Here is a 24,231-nt window from a genome sequence, read left to right as displayed (position 1 = left end):
ACTATGCAAAATTAGTCAGCTATCGGTCTTAATTGTAGTTTAAATGAAGGGAAGCATAGTCCTAATCACGGAATTTTTTCCGGAATTCAAGAGGAGTAAGGTTAGTTACTTTTTTAAAGAGTTTCCCAAAGTACACAGGTTCATCATAACCAACTTCATAAGCAATTTCCTTTACGCTGTTATCGGTAAAGTATAGCAATCTTTTAGCTTCCAGTATCGATGCTTGCTGAATATGAACGGAAACCGGACTTCCTGTCAATGATTTTACCGTATCATTTAAATGTGCCACGGAAATATTGATAGCCGAGGCATATTGTGCAGGCTGTTTCCAGGTTTTAAAATGCTCCTTTATCAGCTTTATAAAAGTGTCCTTAATGATAATGCTGCGATTTTCTCTGGACTTTTCAAGAGGTAATTTAGAAACCAGCTCCCCTGCAATTAAGCTTAAAAGGGCATTTAATAAGAAATGTATACTTTTTTGAGTATAGTTATTTGTGTTTTCAAGCTGCACTTTTTCAAGTAAGTCCATCAAAACTTTAAGCTGCTGAAAAAAAGAAGATTCTTTTTGGACCAAATAGGGATTATTGATTTTATCTTCTAAAAGCTGCAGTGTTTCCTTACCGATCAGTGACGGATCAAAGCTGATCATCCATCCGTCTGGATCAGTCGCTTCAATCATATGATGTACTTCTTCCGGAAAGACGCAAAGTAACACTGGTCCGGTGCACTCAATAATTTCAAAATCAATATTTAATTTAAACTTGCCGTTTATGGCAAACATCAGTTGACAATGATCATCGCGGTGAGGCCTGGATACATCATGATTCTCTTTGTCTTTATCCATCATGTTCGCAATAATAATTCCTGCCTTTGCAGAAGATGGGAGTTCGAATTGGCTGATTGTATGGGTATGATTTTTCAAAATGATGATTGGAGTATTTACAGATGTTGGGCCGTTCACTGCAAACAAAAATAAAGATAAAAACTCTTACATATTGATATTTCCGTGAGTAAACGCTTTATTTTGATGCATGCATGATGACAAATGATTATCTCCCTAAAGTTTAAATAATTTCAGGCGTTAAATTTAAAAAATGTTAAAAGTTTTTAACCGAATGATTATTCGATTATATTTGTACCGTGAGATTAAAGGATAACAATAAGGAATTGATTATACGGCAGGAAGCCGTTAAGATGATCGTCAACAGCGGTTTTGATGGATTCAGCATGCAGAAACTGGCAAAAAAAGCTAAGATATCACCTTCTACTATCTATGTTTACTTTAAAAACCGTGAAGATCTGGTGAATCAGCTTTATATTGATGTGCATAACAAATTTGAAAAGGATGCATTGATCGGATTTGATGCTCAATTAACATTTGAAGAAGGGCTATGGCTTCAATGGAAAAACCGGCTTGAAAATATTTTGCGGAATCCTTTGGAATATCGCTTCCATGAACAGTTCAGGAATTCCCCGCTCATCAGCTTTCACGGGATGAAGCAAACTGTTTTCAGGAAAACAATGAATGATTTTGTCAAAACCGCAGTGAAGCGTAAGGAGATACCGGATTTGCCTGTTGAAGTATTTTGGACGGTTGCTTACGGGCCGTTTTACATGCTCGTTAAATTCCATCTTGATCAGGCTACGATGGCCGGAAAACCATTTTCGCTTACTGTCGAAAATTTACGTCAAACTTTTGAGCTTGTTGTAAAAGCACTGCGCGTATAAAATTTTTTAACTTTTAATCGAATGAATGTTCGATATTAATAACTTTAAACTAAGATAATGACCATTAATCACTTAAACCTCGTCGTTACCGATGTAATGAATTCGGTTCTTTTTTTTGAAAAATATTTTGGCTTCACTTGTGAAATCGTAAAAGGAGAGCATATAATTGCTGTATTAAGAAACAATGAAAATTTTACACTTGTCCTTATGAGCAGTAAAAATGGAGATACCGTTTATCCAAAAGATTTCCATATCGGCTTTATTTTAGATAGCCCGGATGAGGTAGATCATCTCCATCATAAATTAATTGAAGGGGGCATAGCAATAGGCCAGTCACCCAGAAAAATCAGGAACAGCTATGCTTTCTACTTCTGGTTCGATAACATATTTATTGAAGTAGGACATTACCTTGCATCTTAACACAGGCCGAAAAGCAGAAAAAGCGTTACCAAATTTCTATTCCCTTGATATCCAGATTGGCGGAATCATTTTTGTTGCAGTTCCACGCTTGTTTAAATTCCCTTAATTGTGTCAATGGGCCATTTATCCTGAATCTGAAAGGCACATGAGGGTTGGTTAGTAGTTCATTACGCAAAGCCTCAGTACTGATATTGCCATGCCACATTTGGGCCCATCCTAAAAAGAAACGTTGCTGCCAGGTGAAACCGTTAATGGGTGCAGGCTGCTTTTTTTTATCATAACTTTTTTTAAGTGCATGATAAGCCAGAGTAAGGCCGCCAAGATCTGCTATGTTTTCGCTTATGGTGAGTTGTCCGTTAATGTGTAATCCCGGCTGCCCTTCCATTTGGTTAAAATAATCAATATATTGTTTTGTGAGGTTTTCAAAATTACGTCTGTCTGTTGCCGTCCACCAGTTATTTAAATTACCAGACGCGTCGAACTTCGAACCTCTGTCATCAAAAGCATGGGTTATTTCATGCCCTATCGCTGCAATTATGGCACCATAATTTATAGCATCATCTGCTTTATGATTATAAAAAGGAGGCTGGAGAATACCCGCAGGGAAACAAGCACTGTTGGTATATTGATCGTAAAATGCATCCACGGTTTGCGGTGTTGCATGCCATTCGCCTTTATCAACGGGCCTGTCAATTTTATTGATGTTTTCATTATGATGAAAAACTGCAGCAGAAATAACATTGTCTATCAAACGTAATGGCTGTATGGAGATCCCCGAATAGTCGGGCCATTTTTCCGGATAGCCGATCTTAAAGGTCATGGCGTTTAATTTTTTGTGTGCCGACGCTTTGGTACTGTTACTCATCCAGCTTAAGCTGTCTATACGCTGGTGATAAACCCATCGTACATTTTCAATCATTTCACTTACCTTTTGTTTATCCTGCTTAAGGAAATACTTTTGAACAAAAAGTTTACCTAAAGGCATACCCAGTGCTTGCTCTAACTCTTTAATTGCCGTGTCTGTGCGGCCTTTTTGTTCTTTTTTTCCAGCCATTACCGTTCCGAAAAAAGCAAAGTGAGGGTTGCTGTATTTCTGCGGAAGGTAAGGTGCAAAACGGGATAGAAGCTGCCACCGGGTGTATAATTTTAATAGAGCTAACGGGGTTTTATACAGGAGAGTTGCTAAATTGCTCATGTACGCCCGGTCTTCAATAATAACAGTCTGGGTATTAATTCCCTGTGCTTTTAAAAACGCATCCCAGCTAAATTGTGGCGCTATGCGGCTGAGTTCCGGGACAGACATCTTATTATAGGTTTTTATCTGATCGCGCAGCATCAGGCTGGATAGCTGTAAACGAGCTACACTTTGTTCCAATTCGTAAATTGTGGTACCTGGAGAGGCATCTTTAAAGCCTGCGCTTTTGCCCATCATGTCTATGTGCCGGATCATTTTGTCTTTTAGAGTGGTGTTTTTAGGTTCATTTAGCGCATAATAGCTTTTATCACCTAAAGTTAATCCGCCTTGCCCTAACGAAAGGATATTCATTTCGTTGTTATGAGCATCGGCTTCTACCTTATAACTGATAAAAGTGGGTACACCAAGCTTTTGAAGTTCCCCAGTGATGTTTATCCACTCGGTATAATTTTTAACATGATCAATTCGGTCAAAATAGTTGTCAAGCGGTGAAAGTCCTAATTTTTCTATGGTGGCTGTATCCATATAAGATCTGTAAAAATCAGCTATCTGCTGTGATTCTGAACCTGACTTGAGGGTAGGCAGTTTACTTATGCTGTCTACAATATTTTGCATTTTCGCTTTATTGTCCCGATCAAGAATTTCAAAGGCGCCCCATCTGCTTTCAGTAGCAGGAAGCGGGTTTTTCTTCTTCCAGTTACCATTAGCAAAGCCATCAAAATCTGTACATGGGCTTTTAGTAGAATCAATATTGCTGTTATCAAAACCTGAATTATTGAAAACCGAACTCATGTTCGCCTTCTTTTCACCTTTACAAGAAAAAAGTATCGTTATAATAATTAAAAGTGCCGGCAACTTATGGTTTTTCATACTAAAGAATATAATTATTCAGGCATTTGGTTAAAAGGTTTAGAGGAGTGAGGAAATTTACCATACTCAATTTGCTTTATCATTTAATGATGTACTGGTTTATAGATCATTGGATGAATTCTTAAAATTAAAAAAAATTATGTAAGCCATTGATAAAATTTTATACCGGAATGTAAACTTGCTTTACGATCAGCATTTCATCTTGCCAGATTGGATTGTATTTTCTGTAAATATTATTCGCCAAACGGCTTAATTTTTGCAATTTTTTTAATCACCAAAATATTAATCCTTTAAAACATCAAATCATGGCAGACAACAAAACAAAAAAAGGTATATCCGACAGAAACAAGGTAAGCGGATCAGAGAATTACGAAATTCAATATTTTAAAGACAAAATGGGAGTCTCGTCACAAGCAGTTACCGGTGCGATTCGGGCAACAGGCTCCAATGACCGCAAAGTGCTTGAAAAGTATCTTAAAGACCGCCACGGCAGGTAAGGTATCCTCAGTATAATTTCTGAACTTTAAAAGGTAAAACAATGGGCTTATCTAAATATCGCGAAAAGCGTTCCGCAGAAAAGACCCCTGAACCGTTTGGCGGCAAGCCGGGCGGAAAGGAGTTACGATTCGTTGTGCAGAAACATGATGCTTCACATTTGCATTATGATTTTCGTCTGGAAATGGATGGCGTACTAAAAAGTTGGGCAGTTCCCAAAGGCCCGTCTCTTGACCCGGATATCAAGCGTCTTGCCATGATGGTTGAGGACCATCCGTATGATTACCGTAGTTTTGAAGGTGTCATTCCCAAAGGGCAGTACGGTGGAGGCACCGTTATCGTTTGGGATGAGGGAACCTATGAACCCGTAGATTTTGAAGGCGGAGCTATTGCCAAGATGGAAAAAAGCCTCCTTCATCAGCTCTATTCAGGAAAAATAAAATTTAAGCTCAACGGCAGTAAGCTCAAAGGGGAGTTTGTTCTTGTTAAGGCACATGGCCGCGGCGAAAATGGCTGGCTGTTATTTAAGCTTGATGATAAATATGCCACCAAGGATGATGTTACGCTTAAAGATAAATCCGTTATTTCAAAAAAGACCATTGCCCAGATGGAGCAGGCTCCGGATAGGGTGTATGGCAAAAATATAATCAAAAAGAACACCACAGTAAAGGATAAAAAGGCCACCGTAAAAGAAGCAGCAGAAATTATAACAGATCAATTGCAGGCTGTTCCAGCAGACGGGACTAAAGCATCAAAAAAAATTAGTGATATACTTAAAAAAGCCCCTAAACAAGCTTTTTACACAGGCGTTGAGCCGATGCTCGCCACCCTTGTGAATAAGCCTTTCGATGATGATGGATGGATATATGAGGTAAAATGGGATGGGTACCGGGCAGTCGCTTTTATGAAGGATGGAAAGGTAGAGCTGAAATCCCGGAATGATAAAAGCTTTAATGAAAAGTTTTATCCGATCTACGATACTTTAAAAGATATGAATCTTGATGCCATATTAGATGGCGAAATCGTTGTACTTGGGAAAAACGGGATGGCCAATTTCGGCTCACTCCAAAACTGGCGCAGTGAAGCGGACGGCGACCTTGTATATTATGTATTTGATATTTTATGGTATAAAGGCAAGGATCTTACAGAATTACCACTTTGTGAGCGTAAAGCAATACTGAAAGAAGTCCTGCCTCAAAACAATAGCATACTGATAAGTGAACATTTTGAAACTTCAGGGATTGCCTTTTTGGAAGAGGCTAAAAAGCTTGGCCTGGAGGGCATCATGGCCAAACGCAAGGATAGTATATACCATACCCATAACCGGTCACGCGATTGGCTCAAAATAAAAGCCAATAAACGGCAGGAAGTAGTGATTGGAGGTTATACCCTTAACGACGATTCCGGCAAACTCTTTAGTAGTATCCTCGTAGGCGTCTATGAAGGTAAAAAGCTGATCTATACCGGTAAAGTTGGTACGGGATTTAATGGTAAGATGCAGAAAGAAATGATGGAACTTTTTAAACCTTTAATGATCAAAAAAGCTCCATTCGCAGAGGAACCTGATGTTAATAAACCTTCACGGTTCAGACCCAATCCACCACATGCGACCGTAACATGGCTTAAGCCCGAACTTGTATGTGAAGTAAGCTTTACTGAACTGACAAGTGACGGAATAATGCGGCATCCATCATTTGAGGGGATGCGGGAAGATAAGAATCCCAAAAAGGTAGTCCTTGAAAATGAAGAGCCTGCCGAGGAGATTGTGAAGGAGGATACTTCATCAAACATCATCCATTCGCGTGCAGAAAGTAGCAGAAAGACCTTATTAAACCCTAAAGATAAAACTCAGGTCAGAAAGATCAATAAGCATGAGCTTAAGTTTTCTAACCTCGATAAAATATTCTGGCCCAGGGAAAAGATCACGAAAAGAGATTTGATCAACTATTATTATCAGGCAGCACCATTTATCTTACCCTACCTTAAAGGGCGGCCACAGAGCATGAACCGATTTCCAAACGGAATAGAAGGTGAAGGTTTTTATTTCAAAAATGTCACTGATACAGCTCCTGATTGGGCTGATACTTACCTGTATCACAGTGAAACTGATGATAAAGACCGGCACTACCTTGTTGGAAAAGATGAGGCTACATTGCTTTACATGGCCAATCTTGGCTGTATTGAAATGAATCCATGGAACAGCACGGTCAAAAAGCCCGACCATCCAACTTATTGCATCATAGATTTGGATCCGGATAAGAATTCCTTTGACCAGGTCATTGAGGCAGCGCAGGTCACGAAACAGATTCTTGATGACATGGGGGTGCCGAGCTATTGCAAGACCAGCGGCTCAACAGGTCTTCATATTTATATTCCATTGGCTAATAAATATACCTATGAACAGTGTAAGGAATTTGCACGGGTTGTTGTAACACTGGTGCATCGCGAGCTTCCTGACTATACCAGCTTGGAAAGGGCTGTTAAAGACCGCAAGGGGAAAATGTACCTGGATTTTCTGCAAAACAGGCCGCATGCTACCATCGCTTCGGTATATTCCGTCCGACCAAAACCAGGAGCAACAGTCTCTATGCCCCTTCACTGGGATGAAGTTAAAAAAGGATTAAAAATGACAGATTTTCATATCTTCAATGCCATTGAACGCATGAGTAGTGAAGGTGATATTTTTAAGCCGGTGCTTGGTAAAGGTATTGATCTTAAAAAGGTAATTGATAAATATGCCAGTCAATAAGTTCCAAATTAATTTTTTGAAAGATTATTAAAAACAAAATAAAATAAAAAATTATGAACGTAAAGAGAATTTTTGGCACACTATTAACCGTTCTGGGAATTGGTGGCCTTATTTATGTGGGAAACGGTCTCATCAATAAAGGTGTAGGCACCATGTCTCTTATTGTTGTGGGAGTCATTGGTATAGTTTTCTTTATCGCGGGAATCAGTTTGGTCAAAAATACCAAAGATGAAAGCTGAAAAAAGCTGGCGTTAGGGGTGAAGGGTTTTTTAACCATTTATATTGGATAAGGGTAGTAATACGAAGGTATGAACTTTCGTTTAGTGCCCTGGATACCTCATTGCTTAAGACGGTTGGAGGGTAATCTTTTAGTTGTTGAACTTATATCTTATTTATTTTAATAGTGAATGGCCAACAGTAAAAAATCAATTTACAGTGCACTGGCTGCAAACCTGCTGATTGCATTAACCAAGTTTATTGCGGGAGCATTTACAAACAGTTCTTCGATGATCTCCGAGGGGATCCATTCAACGGTGGACACTACTAACCAGTTGTTACTTTTATATGGATTGAAGAGAAGTAAAAAAGCAGCTGATCAGTCCCATCCTTTCGGATATGGGAAGGAGCTGTATTTTTGGTCTTTTATCGTTTCTATCTTAATATTTGGATTGGGAGGTGCTTTGTCCATTTATCAGGGAATTGCTCACATTATTGAGCCTGAACTGATGAAAGATCCATTCTGGAACTATATTGTTTTGTTTCTTTCACTCATTTTCGAAGGGACTTCTTTGTTTATCGCCGTAAAAGAATTCAATAAAGTCCGTCATGGACTTGGTTGGTGGGACGCGATTATAAAAAGCAAAGATCCCTCAAGTTTTCTTGTTGTTTTTGAAGACGGTGCCGCAGTGGCAGGCTTGATCATTGTAATGATATTGATGTGGTTTAGCCATCAGCTGCAAATTCCGGAATTGGATGGGCTTGCTTCGGTGATTGTTGGATTGCTGCTGGTTTTTGTTTCGTTTATACTGGCAAGAGAAAGCAGGAGCTTATTGATGGGGGAGGGTATTGCGCCAGAAACCAGAGAAAAAATTGCACAGCTGGCAGAAAAGGATGTTGCTGTAGTGAAAACAAAAAACATCCTGTCAACTTACCAGTCGCCAGAGGAAGTGGTATTGATGCTCATTATTGATTTTGAAGAACATCTCGATACTGAAGAAATCACAGAGGCAATACGCCGGATTCGTACGGATATAAAGAATGAATTCAAGTTCGTTCATTTTGTGATTATACAGCCAGAATAAATACCAAAATAATCAATGTTTATTGACATATAAAGTATTGTACCCATCAGGTGAAGTGATCTTCATCATTGCGGTTTAATATGATTTTCAGAATCTTATAGCATCACTGGAAATAACCCATCATGCAGGTCCAATTGAGATCATATTTCATACACTCTACCATTGCCCTCCATTTTTGGGTGGGGGATCATTTATGATGGCAGTTGTACTTTTTAAAAAAGAATGGTTTGCAATGCATATTTTATTGTATCTACAGGATGTAAGTAATATATCTATTAGGATAGAAAAGAAAACTATGATGATCTTTCTCATATGTATTATTTTGAATTCTTTATTAAACTTCCATTTTTAAGACAATAGGTTTTTCATTTACTGGTTGATAATCTTCATTTATTTTTTCAAAAGTTTCTTTACATGATAAAGTTTAATTGTTTATTATATTTCCTCTTAAGGCTATAATTTGTCATTACTCTGATTTAAAATTTATAACAAAGTATATCAATTAATGGGGATTTATAAACATAACTTATATACATAACAATTAATGCAATATTTGCTATGGTAGTATTTTTTAATAAATGAATACTTGTTAATTGGAAAATGGAAATAATTGAGAAATTGAATATTAGCAATAAAATAATTGGCATTTCTCCAATACGGAGAAAATATGGAATAAGCAATAAACAATAAGAGCTTAAAACGATTATAAATTTTGATAAAAAATGTAGTATATATGGAAAACTGTACAGTTTTTCATAAATAAAAGTATTATAAAAATAAGATTTACCTAAGAAAATATCATTAATCTTAGTACTTAATAATAACAGTATTACCAAAATAAAAAGGAAAAAATTCTGCTGTACAAAAAATGAAAGAATCCAAAAGAGAAAAAAAAGGGATAATGATTTATTACTAATGCTAACGCTAAGTAAAAAAAGATCTTTTTTTAGGTAACTAATTAAAGATAAATCTGTTTGATCAATATTAGGTATGCTTTCAATTGAAAAATCATTATTTTGAATATCTTTTGAAGACGTTCTATTAGAATAAACTGAATCATCAATAGTTGTGAAACTTCTTTTAATCCTAATAAAGGACAGAAGATAAGTAGTAACGAGAGCGAAAATTATTACTAATAATTTATAAAAGGTAAAGTTTGGTTTTATAAAATGTTTTACTGTTATTAGATTTAAGACTTTTTCTTTAGAAATAAAACCAATTGCAAAGGTTTTCACAGGAACATTTAGGCTCTTATAGAAAAGAAAAAGTTCTGAATTGCCTGTAATGTATAAAAGTTTATCATCATAAATAATAAGTAGTATAAAAATGGAGTAATAAATAAAATATTTGAGATACTTATTATCTAAAAAATATTCTATAAAATAACAAAGTGTAGAAACAATTAATAAAAATGGAATACAAAAGTATAAAATAGGTGTAATAAATAATACAATATTAATATTTTGAATATTTGCTAAGATCAATGATAAATTTAATACTAAAAGCAACAATAATGAAATTAGATATATTGCTGAAATTTTGTATAAGTTTTTTAAAAAAGGATGTAATGGAGATAAATCTTCATTAATATAGTAACCGGCAACAATATCTTTTTCTTTATCTCCTGCTATGATAAAAAAAAGCAATAAATAAATAATTAGATTACAGAAAACACCTGAAAGATTACCAATCCAATACTCATTACTAACAATTGACGAATTATTGCAATAAAAAGTAACGTAATTTGAATTTTCATTAGGAATTAAAAAAAAGCCTAATATGAGTAATAATATAACACATAATAAAAATGTTTTTTTATTAATTAAGTGTCTGAAATAGATTGTGGTTAATTGTAAAAAAGAAAACAGCATTTAAAAAATATTTTTTTATATCTAAATTTTTCATATTCGCTATACTTTCATTTAATGAAACATTACCGTCTTTCATTACTATGACTTTATCACAATACTTAATAGCCTCATCTATTAAATGGGTTGAAAATATAACGATCGTATTAACGCTTATACTTTTAGCAGTTGATATAACCTATCCCGTTCTATTTCATCTAAATTGTTAGTAGGTTCATCCAATATCAATAATTTTGGATTGTTTATAATTGAAATAATGATTGATACTCGTTGTTGTATTCCTCCAGATAAGTTTTGAACTCTAATATTTTTGAATTGAAGTATACTAAAGGATTCTAAAAGTAAATCTATTTTTGCTTCTATTTCTTTTTTTTTAGCCCCTTTTAGAAGCCCAAAATACATAATATTTTGATAAACGGTTAAGTCTAAATATAAATTAGGCTGTTGGGGCATAAATCCTATATCGTTTTTTATTTGGCGATTTTTTTTTACACTTATCTGATTATACTGATAAATACCGGAAGTTGGAGACGTTAGTGTACTCAACAGCCTTAAAATGGTAGTCTTTCCAGATCCATTACTGCCTACTAATATGTGAAGTCCATGTGATAGTTTAAAAGAAATATTATTTAATATTTTATTATCTTTTATTTTATATGAGATATTATTTAGTTCAATGTTTGTCATTAAATCTATATTTTTTTAAAGGTTTAAAATCAATATTTACATAGTTGCCCCAGGCTATATAGTTTAATAAAATCATTATAGTTCCAAATGTGTAAAATTGCATTGTAATAGCTATCATCAGATGTAACATAATAATACAGTAAAAAGTAAAAATTCTTGTTTGTTTTATATTTATTAATACAGAATATGATGTCTGTAGTAATACTACAAATAAACTGGAAAATAAATAAAACACTGAAGGTAAATTTTTAAAATTAATATGCTCTGCAAAGTAAAGATGTGAGATTTTCCAAAAGGCACTTCCATTGATCCAATCAACACCAAATAGTTTTCCAAGCCCTGCAAAAAAATAAATTATACATAAATGTATTTGTGTTAATCGCTGTATGAAAGATTTTAAAATAATATTGTTTTTCCCTGCATATGAAAAAAAGACAGTACCATCAATTCCTTTTTTATTTTTGATAAATCCTTACTCGGTCTATATGTTAATTCGTAAAAAAAAAACGATTTGCTGTGATTTGCGAGAATATTACTGATGAAAAATTTACTAAAATTATAGTGATAATTTTCAGTGTACCTTTATGAATATTATTCATGGTTCTATCTTTTGTGTTTCTTTAATATTTCTTGTAACCCTTATTACGAGAGGTATAAAAGTAATACATTATTTCATAGTTGCAAGAAATAATTTCATTATCTTTAAAATTTTTGAGTCATTTATTGATATCTAAACTTATGGATTAAAATTTTTCTATTTTTGATTTTAATTACATGCTGTTTGTTAATCAAAAAATAAAATAATCATATTTTTCAAAGTTGTTTTCCATTTGAAGTACTATCAGAAACTTTACGCTTAAAATAGTTATGTATAGAGGAATCAACTAAATCACCAATAATTTCATTGGTAAAATTTAAATAGGATATATTCTTTAAATACTTGCTTCCAACTGATCTTAAATCCTGCAAAACAGGCTGAGATATGTAATCTACTGGGACAGTAAGTTGAAAACAAATTGCTGTCACTCCGATTGAACTTGGGTCGTTAGTAATTGTTGTAAATTTTTGTAAATCAATTAATTATGGAGAAAACTGAAGCAGTAAAGTTCCTAATAAAGCTAATCTCTGCCTGATAATTGCTATTGTCAAGTTTACTAATTTTTGAATCAATAATAAATTCCTATTTGGATTTACGAAGTTTTTCCTCCTTAACCTTTTTCTTATAATCCCTTTGATTACAGGTGAATGTTTTAGCTACGAATGTCTGATTACAATAGCTACAATGCGATTAATTCTGATACTACTGCTCATTGTCTACTTTCCGATTAAGATCATTTCAGTAAACAATAATATCACCAAAGGATTTCCCGCTGGTTCTATAAATTATACCATCTTGAATAAATCTGGTGATTAGTGATGAATTCTTTAAATTTATAGGAAGTATTGCCATTTCATTTTCAAAAATCCAATAATCTGGATCCTTCCAATTACTCGGATGTATTTTGGTGATCATTGCTACACTTACCCGCGTATTCTGACCTTTGTCATTTCTACCTATTAAAAAAAATCCGTCATGCTCCCGAAATTTCTGAAATGCATTTTGGTTGGTATTAGTTACATCTTGAAATTATACGCGCGGCAGCACCTAAACGTTGCCTTCACTTCGTAAGCTGCGTTGTTGGCAATCCATCGGTACCTATAATTACGATTATTTGAAATCAATCACTGCTAATATAAAATCTCAAAAAGATCTTTCGTCCATCTAATTGTAACAGATCTTGTTCTGCCATTTTCTTGATCGTTATGATTACCGTTTCAACTCTCAATCCAGTTAAATTAGCAATTTGTTGTCTTGTGTATGGTATACACCCTCAGAATTTTTTAAGTGTTGTGGGGTTCTCTATTTAAGCCCAATGAGCAATCCTGTAGTGATTTTACTACTTGAACTTCCGTTTTCCACTACAAAGAAACTTTTAGCACCACTATAAATTTGCAGTATACAAAAGAGAATAATTAAGTAGAAATAAAATATTACTGCCATGACAAAACAAATCTTAATCTCAGCCTTAACTATTGGAGCAATCATATTAGGAACTAATAATGTTCAAGCTCAAAATACAACTGCGACCACAACGGTAAACATTACCCTGAACGATGTCATCTCTATTGACGCAGGAAGTACTGCAATAGGTAATACAGTTGACTTTAACTATGTTACTGCAGCAGACTATAATTCTGAACAAACAGTTACTAAAGCCAACTCTTTAAAAGTTACATCCACGAAGAACTTTAATGTAAAAGTAAAAGCAGGGGGTGCTAATTTTATGAATGGAACCAGCCTGATTCCTGTGAATGTTTTGACAATCAAACCTTCTACCACTGCCGGAAGTATGGGCGGAACAAAAACCGCTGTAATTTTATCTGCAGCGGATCAAACTTTAGTAGCTAATGCTCCGCTTGGAAGCGCATTAACATTGAATCTGGACTACATGATTCCAGCGGCGAAATCATCATCTTCTGATATCTTAGGTAAGCCAGCCGGAACTTATACTCAAACAGTAACTTATACAGCAACAGCTTTATAAATAAATTTTCATATTAATATTTTGTGATTTGGTGTTTCGAAGGCTTCCTACGGGGGCCTTTGATTTTGTATGTATTGTACCGATATAGATAAATTCAAAATCCGGGAATAAAGTCTCTGTCAGCTGTAAGGTAGAATCTATGTTTGGAAAGGCAAATTTTCAAATACAAGGTGTAAATTTTTTTTTTAATTCCTACTTTTATAAAACTAATCAATTATGGAAACGAAAGATTATTTTCAAGCCTTATTAAGGCAATGTCTTTACGTATTCCAACGCTGTACATTGCTCATTTTCCAATATCTTCTGACAAATTTCTAAATTAATTTGCTAATATTATAAAATGACCTATTTTTAGTATTTTATTTCAAAAATACTATTCAATGCCGAAAAAAATTATAAGAAATCTTCAGATTGGTGTAGTGATTTCTTTGATACTTCTGATTGCTAGTTCTATAGCATCTTACATAAGCATACATAAGCAGATGGAGAATAGGGAAGAGTTCCTAAAAAGCAAGGAATCTATAAGCTTGGCAAAAGATATCCTAAATACTCTTTTAGATGCTGAAACTGGAAATAGGGGATATCAGCTTACCGGCCGGGAGAATTTTCTTGAACCTTTTAATAATAGTAGAAATGAATATCCGCAGTTTGTTTCTCACAAAGATAGACTTAATCTTAGAGATAAAGATCAGATTAATATCCTAAATGAACTGCTGCACACTTCAGAAATGATGATGAAAGAATATGCCTTGCTTATTGAGAATCGTAGAAAGGGAATATTAATGAGTCCGGAAGAACTTTTACAAAATAAGGAGGCTATGGACAGATGCCGTAGGCTTGTTCAGAAATTTGTAAAACATGAGGAAGTTCAGCTTGCCATAAAAAATGAAGATATGAACAAATCTTCCAACTGGACTGTTTTGTTCATCATTTTTTCTTCCATTGCAGCCATTGGTGTAACCGTTTTTGTTTATTTACAACTAAAATCTGACCTTATTCGTCGTGGTAAGTTAGAAAAAGATCTGTTTTATACTAAGGAAATGCTTGAGGAAACAGGTTCAGTAGCCCAGGTGGGAGGTTGGGAAGTCAATATGAAGACAGGAAAGATCTTCTGGTCTCAAAGTACAAGAGAAATTCACAAATTAAAAGATGGTCTCCAGCCTACTTTTGAAAATGCCTTAGGATTTTACAAAGGAGAAAGTGGAGAAAGAATAAAATACCTGTTTAACAGAGCAGTACAACAAGGAATTCCTTTTGATGAGGAGCTTCAGCTTTTACGGAATGATGGAGTTACAACTTGGGTAAGGGTAAAAGGTATTCCTGAATTTGAAGATGATATCTGCAAAAGGGTTTTCGGAATTATTCAGGACATTGACGCATTCAAAAAAATGTTTCTAGAGGTTTCTCGGAAGGAGGCAATAATGCAATCTTTTGTCACTGATGTTCCTGTTCCTTTGGCCATGTTTGATAAAGACCTTAACTATATTGCTGTAAGCAGCAGCTGGAGAGAGGAATTTAGTATGAATAATGTAGATCTTATCGGCAATAATTTATTCACGGTATCACCTAATATTCCTGAGGAAGTAAAAGATATCTATGATAATGCGCTGTTGGGAAAAACGTATATCAACGGTGACTTTACGCTAAAAGTGAAAGGAAAAGGAGAAATTCAGCATTACGACCTTAAAGTTGGACCATGGTATCTTACAAAAGATGAAGTAGGGGGTGTCATTATTTCCATACAGAATATTTCAAATGCTGTAAAGATAAATGAAGAATTGAAAAATGCAAAAGAAACAGCAGATATTGCCAGCAAAGCAAAATCCGAATTTCTGGCCAATATGAGTCATGAGATCAGAACTCCTTTAAACGGAGTTATAGGTTTTTCAGACCTTCTCCTCACGACACCGCTGAACGAAACACAGACGCAATATCTGAATTACATCAATGAGTCAGGGGAAAATCTGCTTAGCATCATCAATGATATATTGGATTTTTCTAAAATAGAATCCGGAAAAATGGAGCTTTTGATTGAAAAATGTGATGTTTATGATATGTTAAGCCAGGTTATAAATGTGATCATTTATCAGTCCCAGAAAAAAGATATCGAACTTCTTCTCAATATTGAGCCAGGCCTTCCAAAAATACTTTTTATGGATGAAGCAAGGTTAAAGCAGATCTTGATCAATCTTCTGGGGAATGCTGTGAAATTCACAGAAAAGGGAGAGATTGAACTAAAAGTAGAGAAGTTGTATATGAATGATCATACTATCGCTTTGCGCTTCTCAGTAAGAGATACAGGGATTGGGATCCCTGTTGAGAAACAGAAATACATTTTTAATGCCTTTACCCAGGAAAACAGTTCCATCAGTAAACGATATGGCGGCACGGGTCTGGGGCTTACTATCTCCAACAATATCCTGGGATATATGGGAAGCCATTTGTCACTGAGCAGCACAAAGGAAAAAGGGTCTGTATTTTTCTTTGACATTGAGATTCCTTACGAAATCCATCAACTGAGAGAGGAGGAGGACATAACTATTAAAACGGCCTTAGTGGTTGATGATAATGAAAATAACAGGATTATTCTGGAGCACATGCTTACCTACAAAAATATCAAATCTACCTTGGCTTCTAATGGGATGGAAGCCTTAGAGATCCTGTTGAAAGGTGAGAGGTTCGATGTGATCCTGATGGATTATCATATGCCCGTTATGTCCGGATTGGAAACAATAAATAAAATAACAGAGCTGTTCAATCAGCGGAAAGAAACTTCACCATTTATAGTACTTTCTTCTTCTTCTGAAGAACTGGGAATACTTAGTTCAATTAGGAAAATAGAAAATGCACATTTACTTTTGAAACCCATCAAATCACATGATCTATACAAAACTTTAAAAAAGGTAGACCAAAGTTATACAGTAGAAATTAGTAAGGATCATTCTGAGAAAGTTTCGCATGTATTTGCCTCGGAATTAGAAGTGCTTTTGGTTGATGATAACGTAGTGAATATGGTTCTGAATAATAGAATAATGAAATCTCTTGCTCCGAGTATGCATCTAACGGAAGCAGTCAATGGGCTGCAGGCTTTGGAAGAATGCAGGAAAAAACAGTTTTCCATTATCATGATGGATGTACAGATGCCGATAATGAGCGGTATTGAGGCAACACAACATATTAGAATGCTGCCGGGATATGAAAGTATACCTATAATAGGCATTACGGCCGGAAATGTACTAGGTGAAAAAGAAAATTGCCTTGAGGCCGGAATGAACGATTTTCTTCCTAAACCTGTAAAGCAGGCAGATCTTCTTGAAGTACTCAAAAAGTATATTAGTGTTTAGAATCTATGAAAAAGGGATCAATTTTTTGTTAATATTCGGAGACACTATATTTTAAATGTACCAGATATAACCTTTATCTAAAACGATAATTTTAATACAGGGTATGTGTACCTTTGTTTAACTGAATCGTTCATTCCACTGTAAAATCTTGAAAAATTGACTAGTTAATTCTGTTTCAAATTGATCACCCCACTCTGGTGAATCTGGCCATAGTAAAAACTCAAGTAAGGTTACAAGTAAACAACTCGGCTTATCCCGTAATACGATCAAGAAATATATAAGTCTTTTCATGAGCATCGTTTTACTTACGAAGAACTATCAGAGCTTAGCTCAGAAGACATAGAAGATTTATTTGAGACTACTGCTTTAGAACCACCTGATGGAAAGGAACTAATCCTAGAAAATTACTTCCTCTATGTACCAAGGCGCTGAAGAAAACAGGTTACGTTATATGCTCTGAGAAGAATACCGGGAAAAATATCCTGACAGGTATTGTTACTCACAATTCTACCATTGCATTTAGATAAAATATCCAGTATTAATATTTATAAAGATCTTCTTACTAATTTCATAAACATTAAATGAGTAGATTATAGTATATTATTATCTAAATTTCTCCCATTCAAATTCAATTTAATTTTTTCTGAAGCCTCTTTTGTTAACTTATCAACAATTCTCACATAGACCTCTGTGGTTTTAACATCTTTATGGCCTAATAATTTTGAGGCCGTGTAGAGTTACATTCAGCGTCAACCATTTTTTTGCAATTCATTTTTAAAAAGATAGGGCCGGTGCGAATCATCCATAAAAGTCTATAACAATTCCATTTTCTTTTGCTCAAATTTTGTGCTTTAATGTAAAAGGGACAAGAAAAGGGACAAAAATTCTAACATTAGAAACTTAATATTCCCGTAAGTTACATTAAATCAGAGTGTTATAAAAATAACTTCTAAAACAGTAACTTGTTGTATATCAATTGTTTGTAAATTCTATTTCCCGATACAGATAGTTTCTTCTCTCTGTTTATGGGATGTTATAAGTATTTAGTATCCAATTTGTAAAAATCCATTATCTCATTGTAAGTATTTCACCTGATTCTCTACTACGTTTTAAGTATTTAAAATCATATACTATTTCCTCCCAATTGTTATTTTTAACTTTTAAATAAAAATCTTTAAACTCAAATTTCAAAGGAGTTTTCTCATCATCTATATCAATAAGAATCAATTCTTCAAAATTTTCTACGCTATCAAAAATATCTTCAATTGTTTTTATATGAATTTTTCCAACATCATTATCCATACCCCTCTCAATAATTGATTTAATAAAAAACTCAACATTATCATTATCATTCAATACGTCAATAATTTTCTCTTTTACTACATCATATATAGTAAAAACTTTAAATCCATTATCAAGGCTGAGCTTCTTACATAGTTTAAATAATGTCCAAAAACTGTTATTTAAAACAGTAGTTTCATCTAAATATTTTAAAATATAAGATTTCAAAATATTATTTATTTCATCTGTACTTAAAACAAATCTTAATTCTTCTCTAAATGAATTAGAATTTATTGCTGACAGCGTCTGTGATTCAAATATATAAGGATATACAGCGCTGTTGAATAAATTTAAAATAAATTCCTTGAATTCATTTTCATTACGATATAAATCAGTAATTTTTGTATCACCTTCATAGGATTGAATTTTGTATTTAAATCTTTGAAAATCAAAGCCTACTTTTTGAGAATCATTAAAATGAGAATTAGAATGTACCAATTGTATAATTGACTTCATAGTATTTTCAAATTCAACTCTATTTTTGTATTCAATATTACCTAATAAGCGAAAAAGTAAATCTCTTTCCTTTCCTATGTTAATCCATTCATTAATAATTTTTCCTCTCTCTATTTCTGTAGAATTTAACATTTTATAAAATTGTTTTTCAGAAATATTTCCTTTAAAAATTGTTTGTGAAAAATACCTTTCGAATTTATATGTATAAGAAACAGATAGTTTATCATCATCATATTTAGAGGTTAAAAAATTAATTCCTGTTTTATCATATATCCCAAACAGATTTAATAGCAGTAATCTAATCTTTCTTTTCTCTATTTCTATTATATTATTCTCAATACAATATTTCTCTAAAATATTCCATATTACAGTTTCTTTAAATTGAGCTTTTTTCTTTTCAATGAATTTAGATGTGTCTTTTTCATCCATAAATTCTTCGAAAGAGCTTTTCTCTTCTAATTCTCTAAAATATAATCTATTGGATCTTTCTCTTAGTAAGCTATCTTTTTTAGAATACAATAATTTATACAAATACGGATACTTCAATTTTAACAATTCGATATAAAATAAATCGGTGAAATTTATCTCATCAAAAAAACCGTTAAAGTTTATGTAAATAGAATTAACTAACTTTTTTATTTCTCTTATATTACTTATCCAATCATTGAAATTATTAGATACGTTTTCATAATCAAATAGATCAGAATTATCCATACCAATATCTAATGCATAATCAATTTGTTCTTTGTAATCTAAACCTATTTTTTCTACCAATTTTAATCTGAAAATTTCTTTAAGAATATTTCTATCAAAATATGGAAGAGTTAGCTCTGTATTTATAATTTTATCTAAATAATTTACGGAAGCGTACTCATTTATGCCATTGATACTACCAACAACATATTCTCTATCATAAGCCATAATAAAATATGTCCTTTGAAAATTAGCAGTATTTCTTATCAATTTCAATAATTGAAAAATCTCTTCATTGTCTAATCTGTCAATATCATCTACAAAAACAACTATTTTTTTATTCAATAATTTTATTTTGTTGTTGATATTATTGAATAAAGTTTCTAAAGATTTTTCTCTGTAAAAAATATTCTTTATCGTTTTCAAAACAGAATTATCTGTTGCATTAACTAATTCTTCGGAATATTGATAAACTTCATTTGAAATATTATTTTCTGTAAGTGATTCAGATAAAGAATTAAAGAAATCCTTTATCAAAACTTTTTTATCAAATCCCATCCACGGATTAAAATCTACTATAATTTTATCTGAATTCTCTTTTAATTCACTTTTCACCATTTCTAAAATAGTAGATTTACCATTTCCCCATTCACTATTTATTCCAATGGTATAAGAAGTTTCAAAACTATTTTTGTCAATTATATCTTTAATTTTTTCGACAGTTTTAGAAAACAGATTATCTAATTCATCATCATTTCTGTTCTTAATCGGAGAATCTTCTTCCAATGTGTTTCCCTCTTTATTTTTTTTAACATCAAAATATTTTAAATAAGTTCCTAAATAAATTAAGACGATTAAAAAAACAACATCAAAATACACCAATTGAGGTAATGATTCAAAATTTAAAAATTCAAAATGATTATTTATAAATCTTTGGTAGTAATAAAATCCACCAATTAGCAACAATAAAAGTGTTATCCTTTTATTCGGAATTAATTTTATTACTATTAAAATGGAGATTATTACTAACCCTATAATCAAAAAATCTAAAGTGTATGAATTTTTGACATCATTAATTTTAGAATTTTCAATAATATAATCGATGGTTGCTTCCAACAAAGGTGTAAATATTATGATTGAAATTAAACTTACAATAATAAAAAGGATGTCTTTAACTGTTATTTTTTTACTCATAGAATTATATTAAATTTTCTTCGATAAATTCTAATACCTCATAAGTAATTTTTCTAACTTCTATATATTCTTCGCTACCCTTATTAGCAAAAGGAAGTTCTTCGCATCTTTTATAAAAATCTTTTAACTCTTTCTTTTGTTCTGAATCTTTAACTAATGGGATTATATTTCGTAATACTGAAGATAATTTATTATGTAAATGATTGCTCATCAAATCATCAGCAGTTTTTAACTGAGAATAATATTCTTTAATTGTCATATATTGATTTTTACCAAATTTAACTAAAAAAGTCCTCTTATTAAAGAAGACTTTTCCACATTAAAATAGTAAACAATTTAATCAATCTATGATTTCATTTATACTAAAAGTGGTGTTTTCAAGATTTCTAATAACTTTATTCTCACCAACTACAAACGATATATTCATAACATTTCTATCAATTTTAAATGTTTTATATTCTGTTGATTTTACGATTTTCTGTGATTTTTCGTTTAGTAAATATTTTTTCAATTCTTCAAAGTATACTGCTGATTTAGACTTTTCCTTTTCAAAAGAAATTTTCCCTGCTGGTGATGAAGCGTAACGACTTACATCAATTTGTTCAATCAAAATATTTTCTTTATTTTTTTTTACTTTAACATTTATTTTTTTATAGTTAGAAGAACTTTTTATAGAAATTTTAAATGGGTAATAATATGGAATATTTATTTTCTGTTTTTCATTAATAACAAATCCTTTTTCATTAAGTAAAAAACTTTTCAAATTTATTTCTTTACTCTCATTATTTTTCTTATTAAATACACCAACGATTTTACCGAATGAATCCACTTCAAATAACAATGGATATACTAAATCAACAGGTTGTTCATTTCCAAATTCTAAAGACATTACACTGATAATTGACTCAATATCTTTTTGAAGACTACTACTGTCAATAACCATTAATTCTGGTCTGTTTACTAATTCATTTAAAAAAAATAACTCATTATTGGAAATTTTATTTTGGATTTCTTTAAGTTCGTTCAATTTATTTAGTTTCCATTCTTTTTCACGTTTGATACTCAAAATTACGTTATAATATTCAATCAATTTTTCTACATTAGTATTCTTCATTCCCATACTCAGATATTGTTGTTTATCCAAACCTCCACTAACATTGTGAATACTTTCAAAAAATGAATTTTGTAATAATTCATCATTACAAATATTTTTTACCGCTTCGTCCATAGTGTGGGGATCACTAATTCCAATTCTTTTCAATGTTATATTCATTAACGCAAAGAAACTATTCGTTCCATAGAAATAATGATACTTTGCATTTATACAAAAATCATTTCTAACCTCTTTATCTAAAGTTTGCGATTTTATTAATATCGTATTTAATAAAATGTAGATTCCTAAAAAAAGTAATTTTGTTTTCATTTTATATTTCAGTTTTCAATTTTAAAGACTTTTTTTCAACATTCCTTACTGAAAACCATAATCTGATATAAAAACAAAAAACAGGCTTGAGACATTATCTCTACCTGTTTTTGAGGTGGTCGAATACCTATCCACAAAGTAAAGCAACGCTCAAGCCATAGCCTGAACATTTCGCTTAACTTAATTCTGTGGATATTCTGAATTTTCGACCTTTCAAAAACAGATTTCAGTTCGCTAAATGTATTTTTTAATATGTAATTATCTTATTTCTTTCTAATAGTATAATGGTTTTGTGTGGTAAATCTAAAACTTTTGTAGAAGTCTTACAACATATATATGTTCTATTTTAGTTCAAATTGATTTTAAGATTGTTCTCCGTTCGATATTTCTTTTAACGATAATATATTCAGATTTTATTATTAAGTGTTGTGAACATTATTTAAAATTTCTTCTACAAAGAAAAACCTTAGCTTTTAAAATTAAGCTAAGGTTTAAAATTAGTTCGTTTTCTGGATTGAGTTTAACACAGTCATCATTGCTAATATGAGAATATCTTTTTCTCTCTCAGTTTTTAAACTTCCAATGAAATCAGTATATTTTGTCGGAAAAGTTTTACTTAAATCGTCATAATACTGTTGGAAAATCTCATCATCAAAGGTAATATCTTTAGCCATTAATTTTAATGGTTCAGATTTGTTTTCAACTTTTTTTTGTGTTGCCAACCTTTCTTTAACAACTTTATTTAAACGATTTTTCCAATTACCAAATTTATCTGAATTTTTCTCATAGGAGTTTTTAATAGTCAGTGTAATTTCGTATTCGTCAAAATCTTCTTCCACAAATCTGCTAAGGCAAAATTCTAAAGTATCTGATTCTTCAATACCGTGGTTAGAACAGTTCAAACTAAATAGTTTAATAAAATTATTTCTATTACCAATTTTATATTTCTGTCTCTTCTCTGTAAATTCAATCATTTCTTGCATTTCCAAAGCAAAAATATCTTCGTTTCCAATAACAGTATTTACATTGCTTATCTCTTCAAAACTAAAAATTTCAGACTTTTTATTATAATAAATTTCAGGATCAAAAGAATAAAAACACAATCGGGATACATCACATGTTGATGTGTCGAATTCTACATCAAGTTTTTCCTCATAATAATTAACCAATTTTTTATATAGTTCAGTATGTTTGTCTACATCTTTATTATTAGTTTCAATAATTATTTTCATTCCTCCAGAAGGTGATCGAAACGCAACCTTTGTGTATAGAATATTTTTAACTTTTTCAAAAATTATTTGATACGTTTCTTCATCTTTAATTCCATCAATATCAAGAACCATCCAACCGTGGTAAATTCTTAAATTCTCAATTTTCCTACCGAATTTTGAAAACATCCCACTAATTATAAAAGTGGGAATTTTATTTTTTAAATTCTTTGTCTCTTCGGTTTTCCCCTCCTTGTCAAACAGTTTTATATATGGTATAATAGCTCTATGATAAGTACCGGTTTTAATGTCGTTTACAATCTCGTCTAAATGCGTATATCTACTACATCTAAAATCCTCATAAAAATTAAACTTCAAATTCTCCATTTTTTCGAAATCTTAAAGTTCAACATTGATGCTACTTCTCTCGCTTTTTCTACACTACTTCTACGTTTTGATAATAGATACTCATCTAAATCTGAGATTTCAAAATACAGTTTCCCTCCGTTTGGTCGGTGAGATGGAAACACCCCTTTACCTGCTTTTCTTCTCACAGTTATTACACTTAACCCCAAATAGAACGCTGCTTCTTTTGTCGTTAACATTCTTTTTTTGAAGAAATCTAAAATTTCTTCACATTCATTTTTATTACTCATAATTCTAATGATTTTTAA

The 24,231-nt window shown here is 32.3% G+C and carries 18 protein-coding genes; 8 read left to right on the top strand and 10 right to left on the bottom strand.

All coding sequences use genetic code 11. The annotated features are described in order from the left end of the window. Nucleotides 1–61: 61 nt before the first annotated feature. Nucleotides 62–922, bottom strand: a complete 861-nt coding sequence (locus ACP3T3_RS07630) for an AraC family transcriptional regulator (RefSeq protein WP_426479311.1) — start codon at nucleotides 920–922, stop codon at nucleotides 62–64. Between the two features lie 218 nt (nucleotides 923–1,140). On the opposite strand from ACP3T3_RS07630, the gene ACP3T3_RS07625 reads away from it, so the two are divergent. Continuing rightward, nucleotides 1,141–1,728: a TetR/AcrR family transcriptional regulator gene (locus tag ACP3T3_RS07625; protein ID WP_426479310.1), complete on the top strand. Its 588-nt coding sequence runs from the start codon at nucleotides 1,141–1,143 to the stop codon at nucleotides 1,726–1,728. 57 nt (nucleotides 1,729–1,785) lie between these two features. Beyond that, on the top strand, nucleotides 1,786–2,148 hold the full coding sequence (locus ACP3T3_RS07620; protein ID WP_426479309.1) for a VOC family protein: 363 nt from the start codon (nucleotides 1,786–1,788) through the stop codon (nucleotides 2,146–2,148). 25 nt (nucleotides 2,149–2,173) lie between these two features. On the opposite strand, the gene ACP3T3_RS07615 is transcribed toward ACP3T3_RS07620, so the two are convergent. Further along, nucleotides 2,174–4,135 (bottom strand): M13 family metallopeptidase, encoded by a 1,962-nt coding sequence (locus tag ACP3T3_RS07615; RefSeq protein WP_426479308.1) that lies wholly within the window; start codon nucleotides 4,133–4,135, stop codon nucleotides 2,174–2,176. Between the two features lie 383 nt (nucleotides 4,136–4,518). On the opposite strand from ACP3T3_RS07615, the gene ACP3T3_RS07610 reads away from it, so the two are divergent. From ACP3T3_RS07610 to ACP3T3_RS07595, 4 genes are all read left to right on the top strand, one after another. Beyond that, nucleotides 4,519–4,710 carry a DUF3606 domain-containing protein gene (locus ACP3T3_RS07610; protein ID WP_426479307.1) on the top strand — a complete coding sequence of 64 codons (192 nt, stop codon included), beginning with the start codon at nucleotides 4,519–4,521 and terminating at the stop codon, nucleotides 4,708–4,710. A gap of 41 nt (nucleotides 4,711–4,751) precedes the next feature. Next, nucleotides 4,752–7,457 carry a DNA ligase D gene (ligD, locus tag ACP3T3_RS07605; RefSeq protein ID WP_426479306.1) on the top strand — a complete coding sequence of 902 codons (2,706 nt, stop codon included), beginning with the start codon at nucleotides 4,752–4,754 and terminating at the stop codon, nucleotides 7,455–7,457. 53 nt (nucleotides 7,458–7,510) lie between these two features. After that, nucleotides 7,511–7,696 carry a hypothetical protein gene (locus ACP3T3_RS07600; protein ID WP_426479305.1) on the top strand — a complete coding sequence of 62 codons (186 nt, stop codon included), beginning with the start codon at nucleotides 7,511–7,513 and terminating at the stop codon, nucleotides 7,694–7,696. Between the two features lie 168 nt (nucleotides 7,697–7,864). Continuing rightward, on the top strand, nucleotides 7,865–8,758 hold the full coding sequence (locus ACP3T3_RS07595; protein ID WP_426479304.1) for a cation diffusion facilitator family transporter: 894 nt from the start codon (nucleotides 7,865–7,867) through the stop codon (nucleotides 8,756–8,758). A 476-nt stretch (nucleotides 8,759–9,234) separates the two neighbouring features. Here the strand turns inward: ACP3T3_RS07595 and ACP3T3_RS07590 are convergent, their stop codons facing one another. The 3 genes from ACP3T3_RS07590 to ACP3T3_RS07580 form a co-directional block, all read right to left on the bottom strand. Beyond that, nucleotides 9,235–10,629: a hypothetical protein gene (locus ACP3T3_RS07590; protein WP_426479303.1), complete on the bottom strand. Its 1,395-nt coding sequence runs from the start codon at nucleotides 10,627–10,629 to the stop codon at nucleotides 9,235–9,237. A 150-nt stretch (nucleotides 10,630–10,779) separates the two neighbouring features. Continuing rightward, complete coding sequence (locus ACP3T3_RS07585; protein ID WP_426479302.1) at nucleotides 10,780–11,313, bottom strand: ATP-binding cassette domain-containing protein; 534 nt, start codon at nucleotides 11,311–11,313, stop codon at nucleotides 10,780–10,782. Nucleotides 11,314–13,031: 1,718 nt separating this feature from the next. Beyond that, nucleotides 13,032–13,139, bottom strand: coding sequence for a hypothetical protein (locus ACP3T3_RS07580; protein WP_426479301.1), 108 nt, complete (start codon nucleotides 13,137–13,139; stop codon nucleotides 13,032–13,034). Nucleotides 13,140–13,352: 213 nt separating this feature from the next. Between ACP3T3_RS07580 and ACP3T3_RS07575 the strand changes: the two genes are divergently transcribed. Both ACP3T3_RS07575 and ACP3T3_RS07570 read left to right on the top strand, forming a co-directional pair. Continuing rightward, a complete protein-coding gene (locus tag ACP3T3_RS07575; protein WP_426479300.1) occupies nucleotides 13,353–13,898 on the top strand; it encodes a peptidoglycan-binding protein LysM in 546 nt (181 codons plus the stop codon). 380 nt (nucleotides 13,899–14,278) lie between these two features. Beyond that, a complete protein-coding gene (locus tag ACP3T3_RS07570) occupies nucleotides 14,279–17,242 on the top strand; it encodes a response regulator (protein ID WP_426479299.1) in 2,964 nt (987 codons plus the stop codon). A 1,068-nt stretch (nucleotides 17,243–18,310) separates the two neighbouring features. Here the strand turns inward: ACP3T3_RS07570 and ACP3T3_RS07565 are convergent. The 5 genes from ACP3T3_RS07565 to ACP3T3_RS07545 form a co-directional block, all read right to left on the bottom strand. Beyond that, on the bottom strand, nucleotides 18,311–20,926 hold the full coding sequence (locus ACP3T3_RS07565; RefSeq protein ID WP_426479298.1) for a KAP family P-loop NTPase fold protein: 2,616 nt from the start codon (nucleotides 20,924–20,926) through the stop codon (nucleotides 18,311–18,313). A gap of 4 nt (nucleotides 20,927–20,930) precedes the next feature. After that, the gene (locus ACP3T3_RS07560; protein ID WP_426479297.1) at nucleotides 20,931–21,185 is read right to left on the bottom strand and encodes a hypothetical protein; all 255 of its coding nucleotides are present in this window, start codon (nucleotides 21,183–21,185) and stop codon (nucleotides 20,931–20,933) included. 81 nt (nucleotides 21,186–21,266) lie between these two features. After that, a complete protein-coding gene (locus ACP3T3_RS07555) occupies nucleotides 21,267–22,349 on the bottom strand; it encodes a hypothetical protein (protein WP_426479296.1) in 1,083 nt (360 codons plus the stop codon). Between the two features lie 497 nt (nucleotides 22,350–22,846). Further along, nucleotides 22,847–23,944 carry a BT4734/BF3469 family protein gene (locus ACP3T3_RS07550; RefSeq protein ID WP_426479295.1) on the bottom strand — a complete coding sequence of 366 codons (1,098 nt, stop codon included), beginning with the start codon at nucleotides 23,942–23,944 and terminating at the stop codon, nucleotides 22,847–22,849. Beyond that, on the bottom strand, nucleotides 23,932–24,213 hold the full coding sequence (locus ACP3T3_RS07545; protein ID WP_426479294.1) for a helix-turn-helix domain-containing protein: 282 nt from the start codon (nucleotides 24,211–24,213) through the stop codon (nucleotides 23,932–23,934). The genes ACP3T3_RS07550 and ACP3T3_RS07545 overlap by 13 nt, the downstream gene beginning before the upstream one ends. Between the last annotated feature and the right edge of the window lie 18 nt (nucleotides 24,214–24,231).

It is taken from the genome of Chryseobacterium sp. CBSDS_008, assembly GCF_049959325.1.
In the GTDB taxonomy this organism is placed as follows: domain Bacteria; phylum Bacteroidota; class Bacteroidia; order Flavobacteriales; family Weeksellaceae; genus Chryseobacterium.
This window is presented reverse-complemented; position numbering and strand designations above follow the sequence as displayed.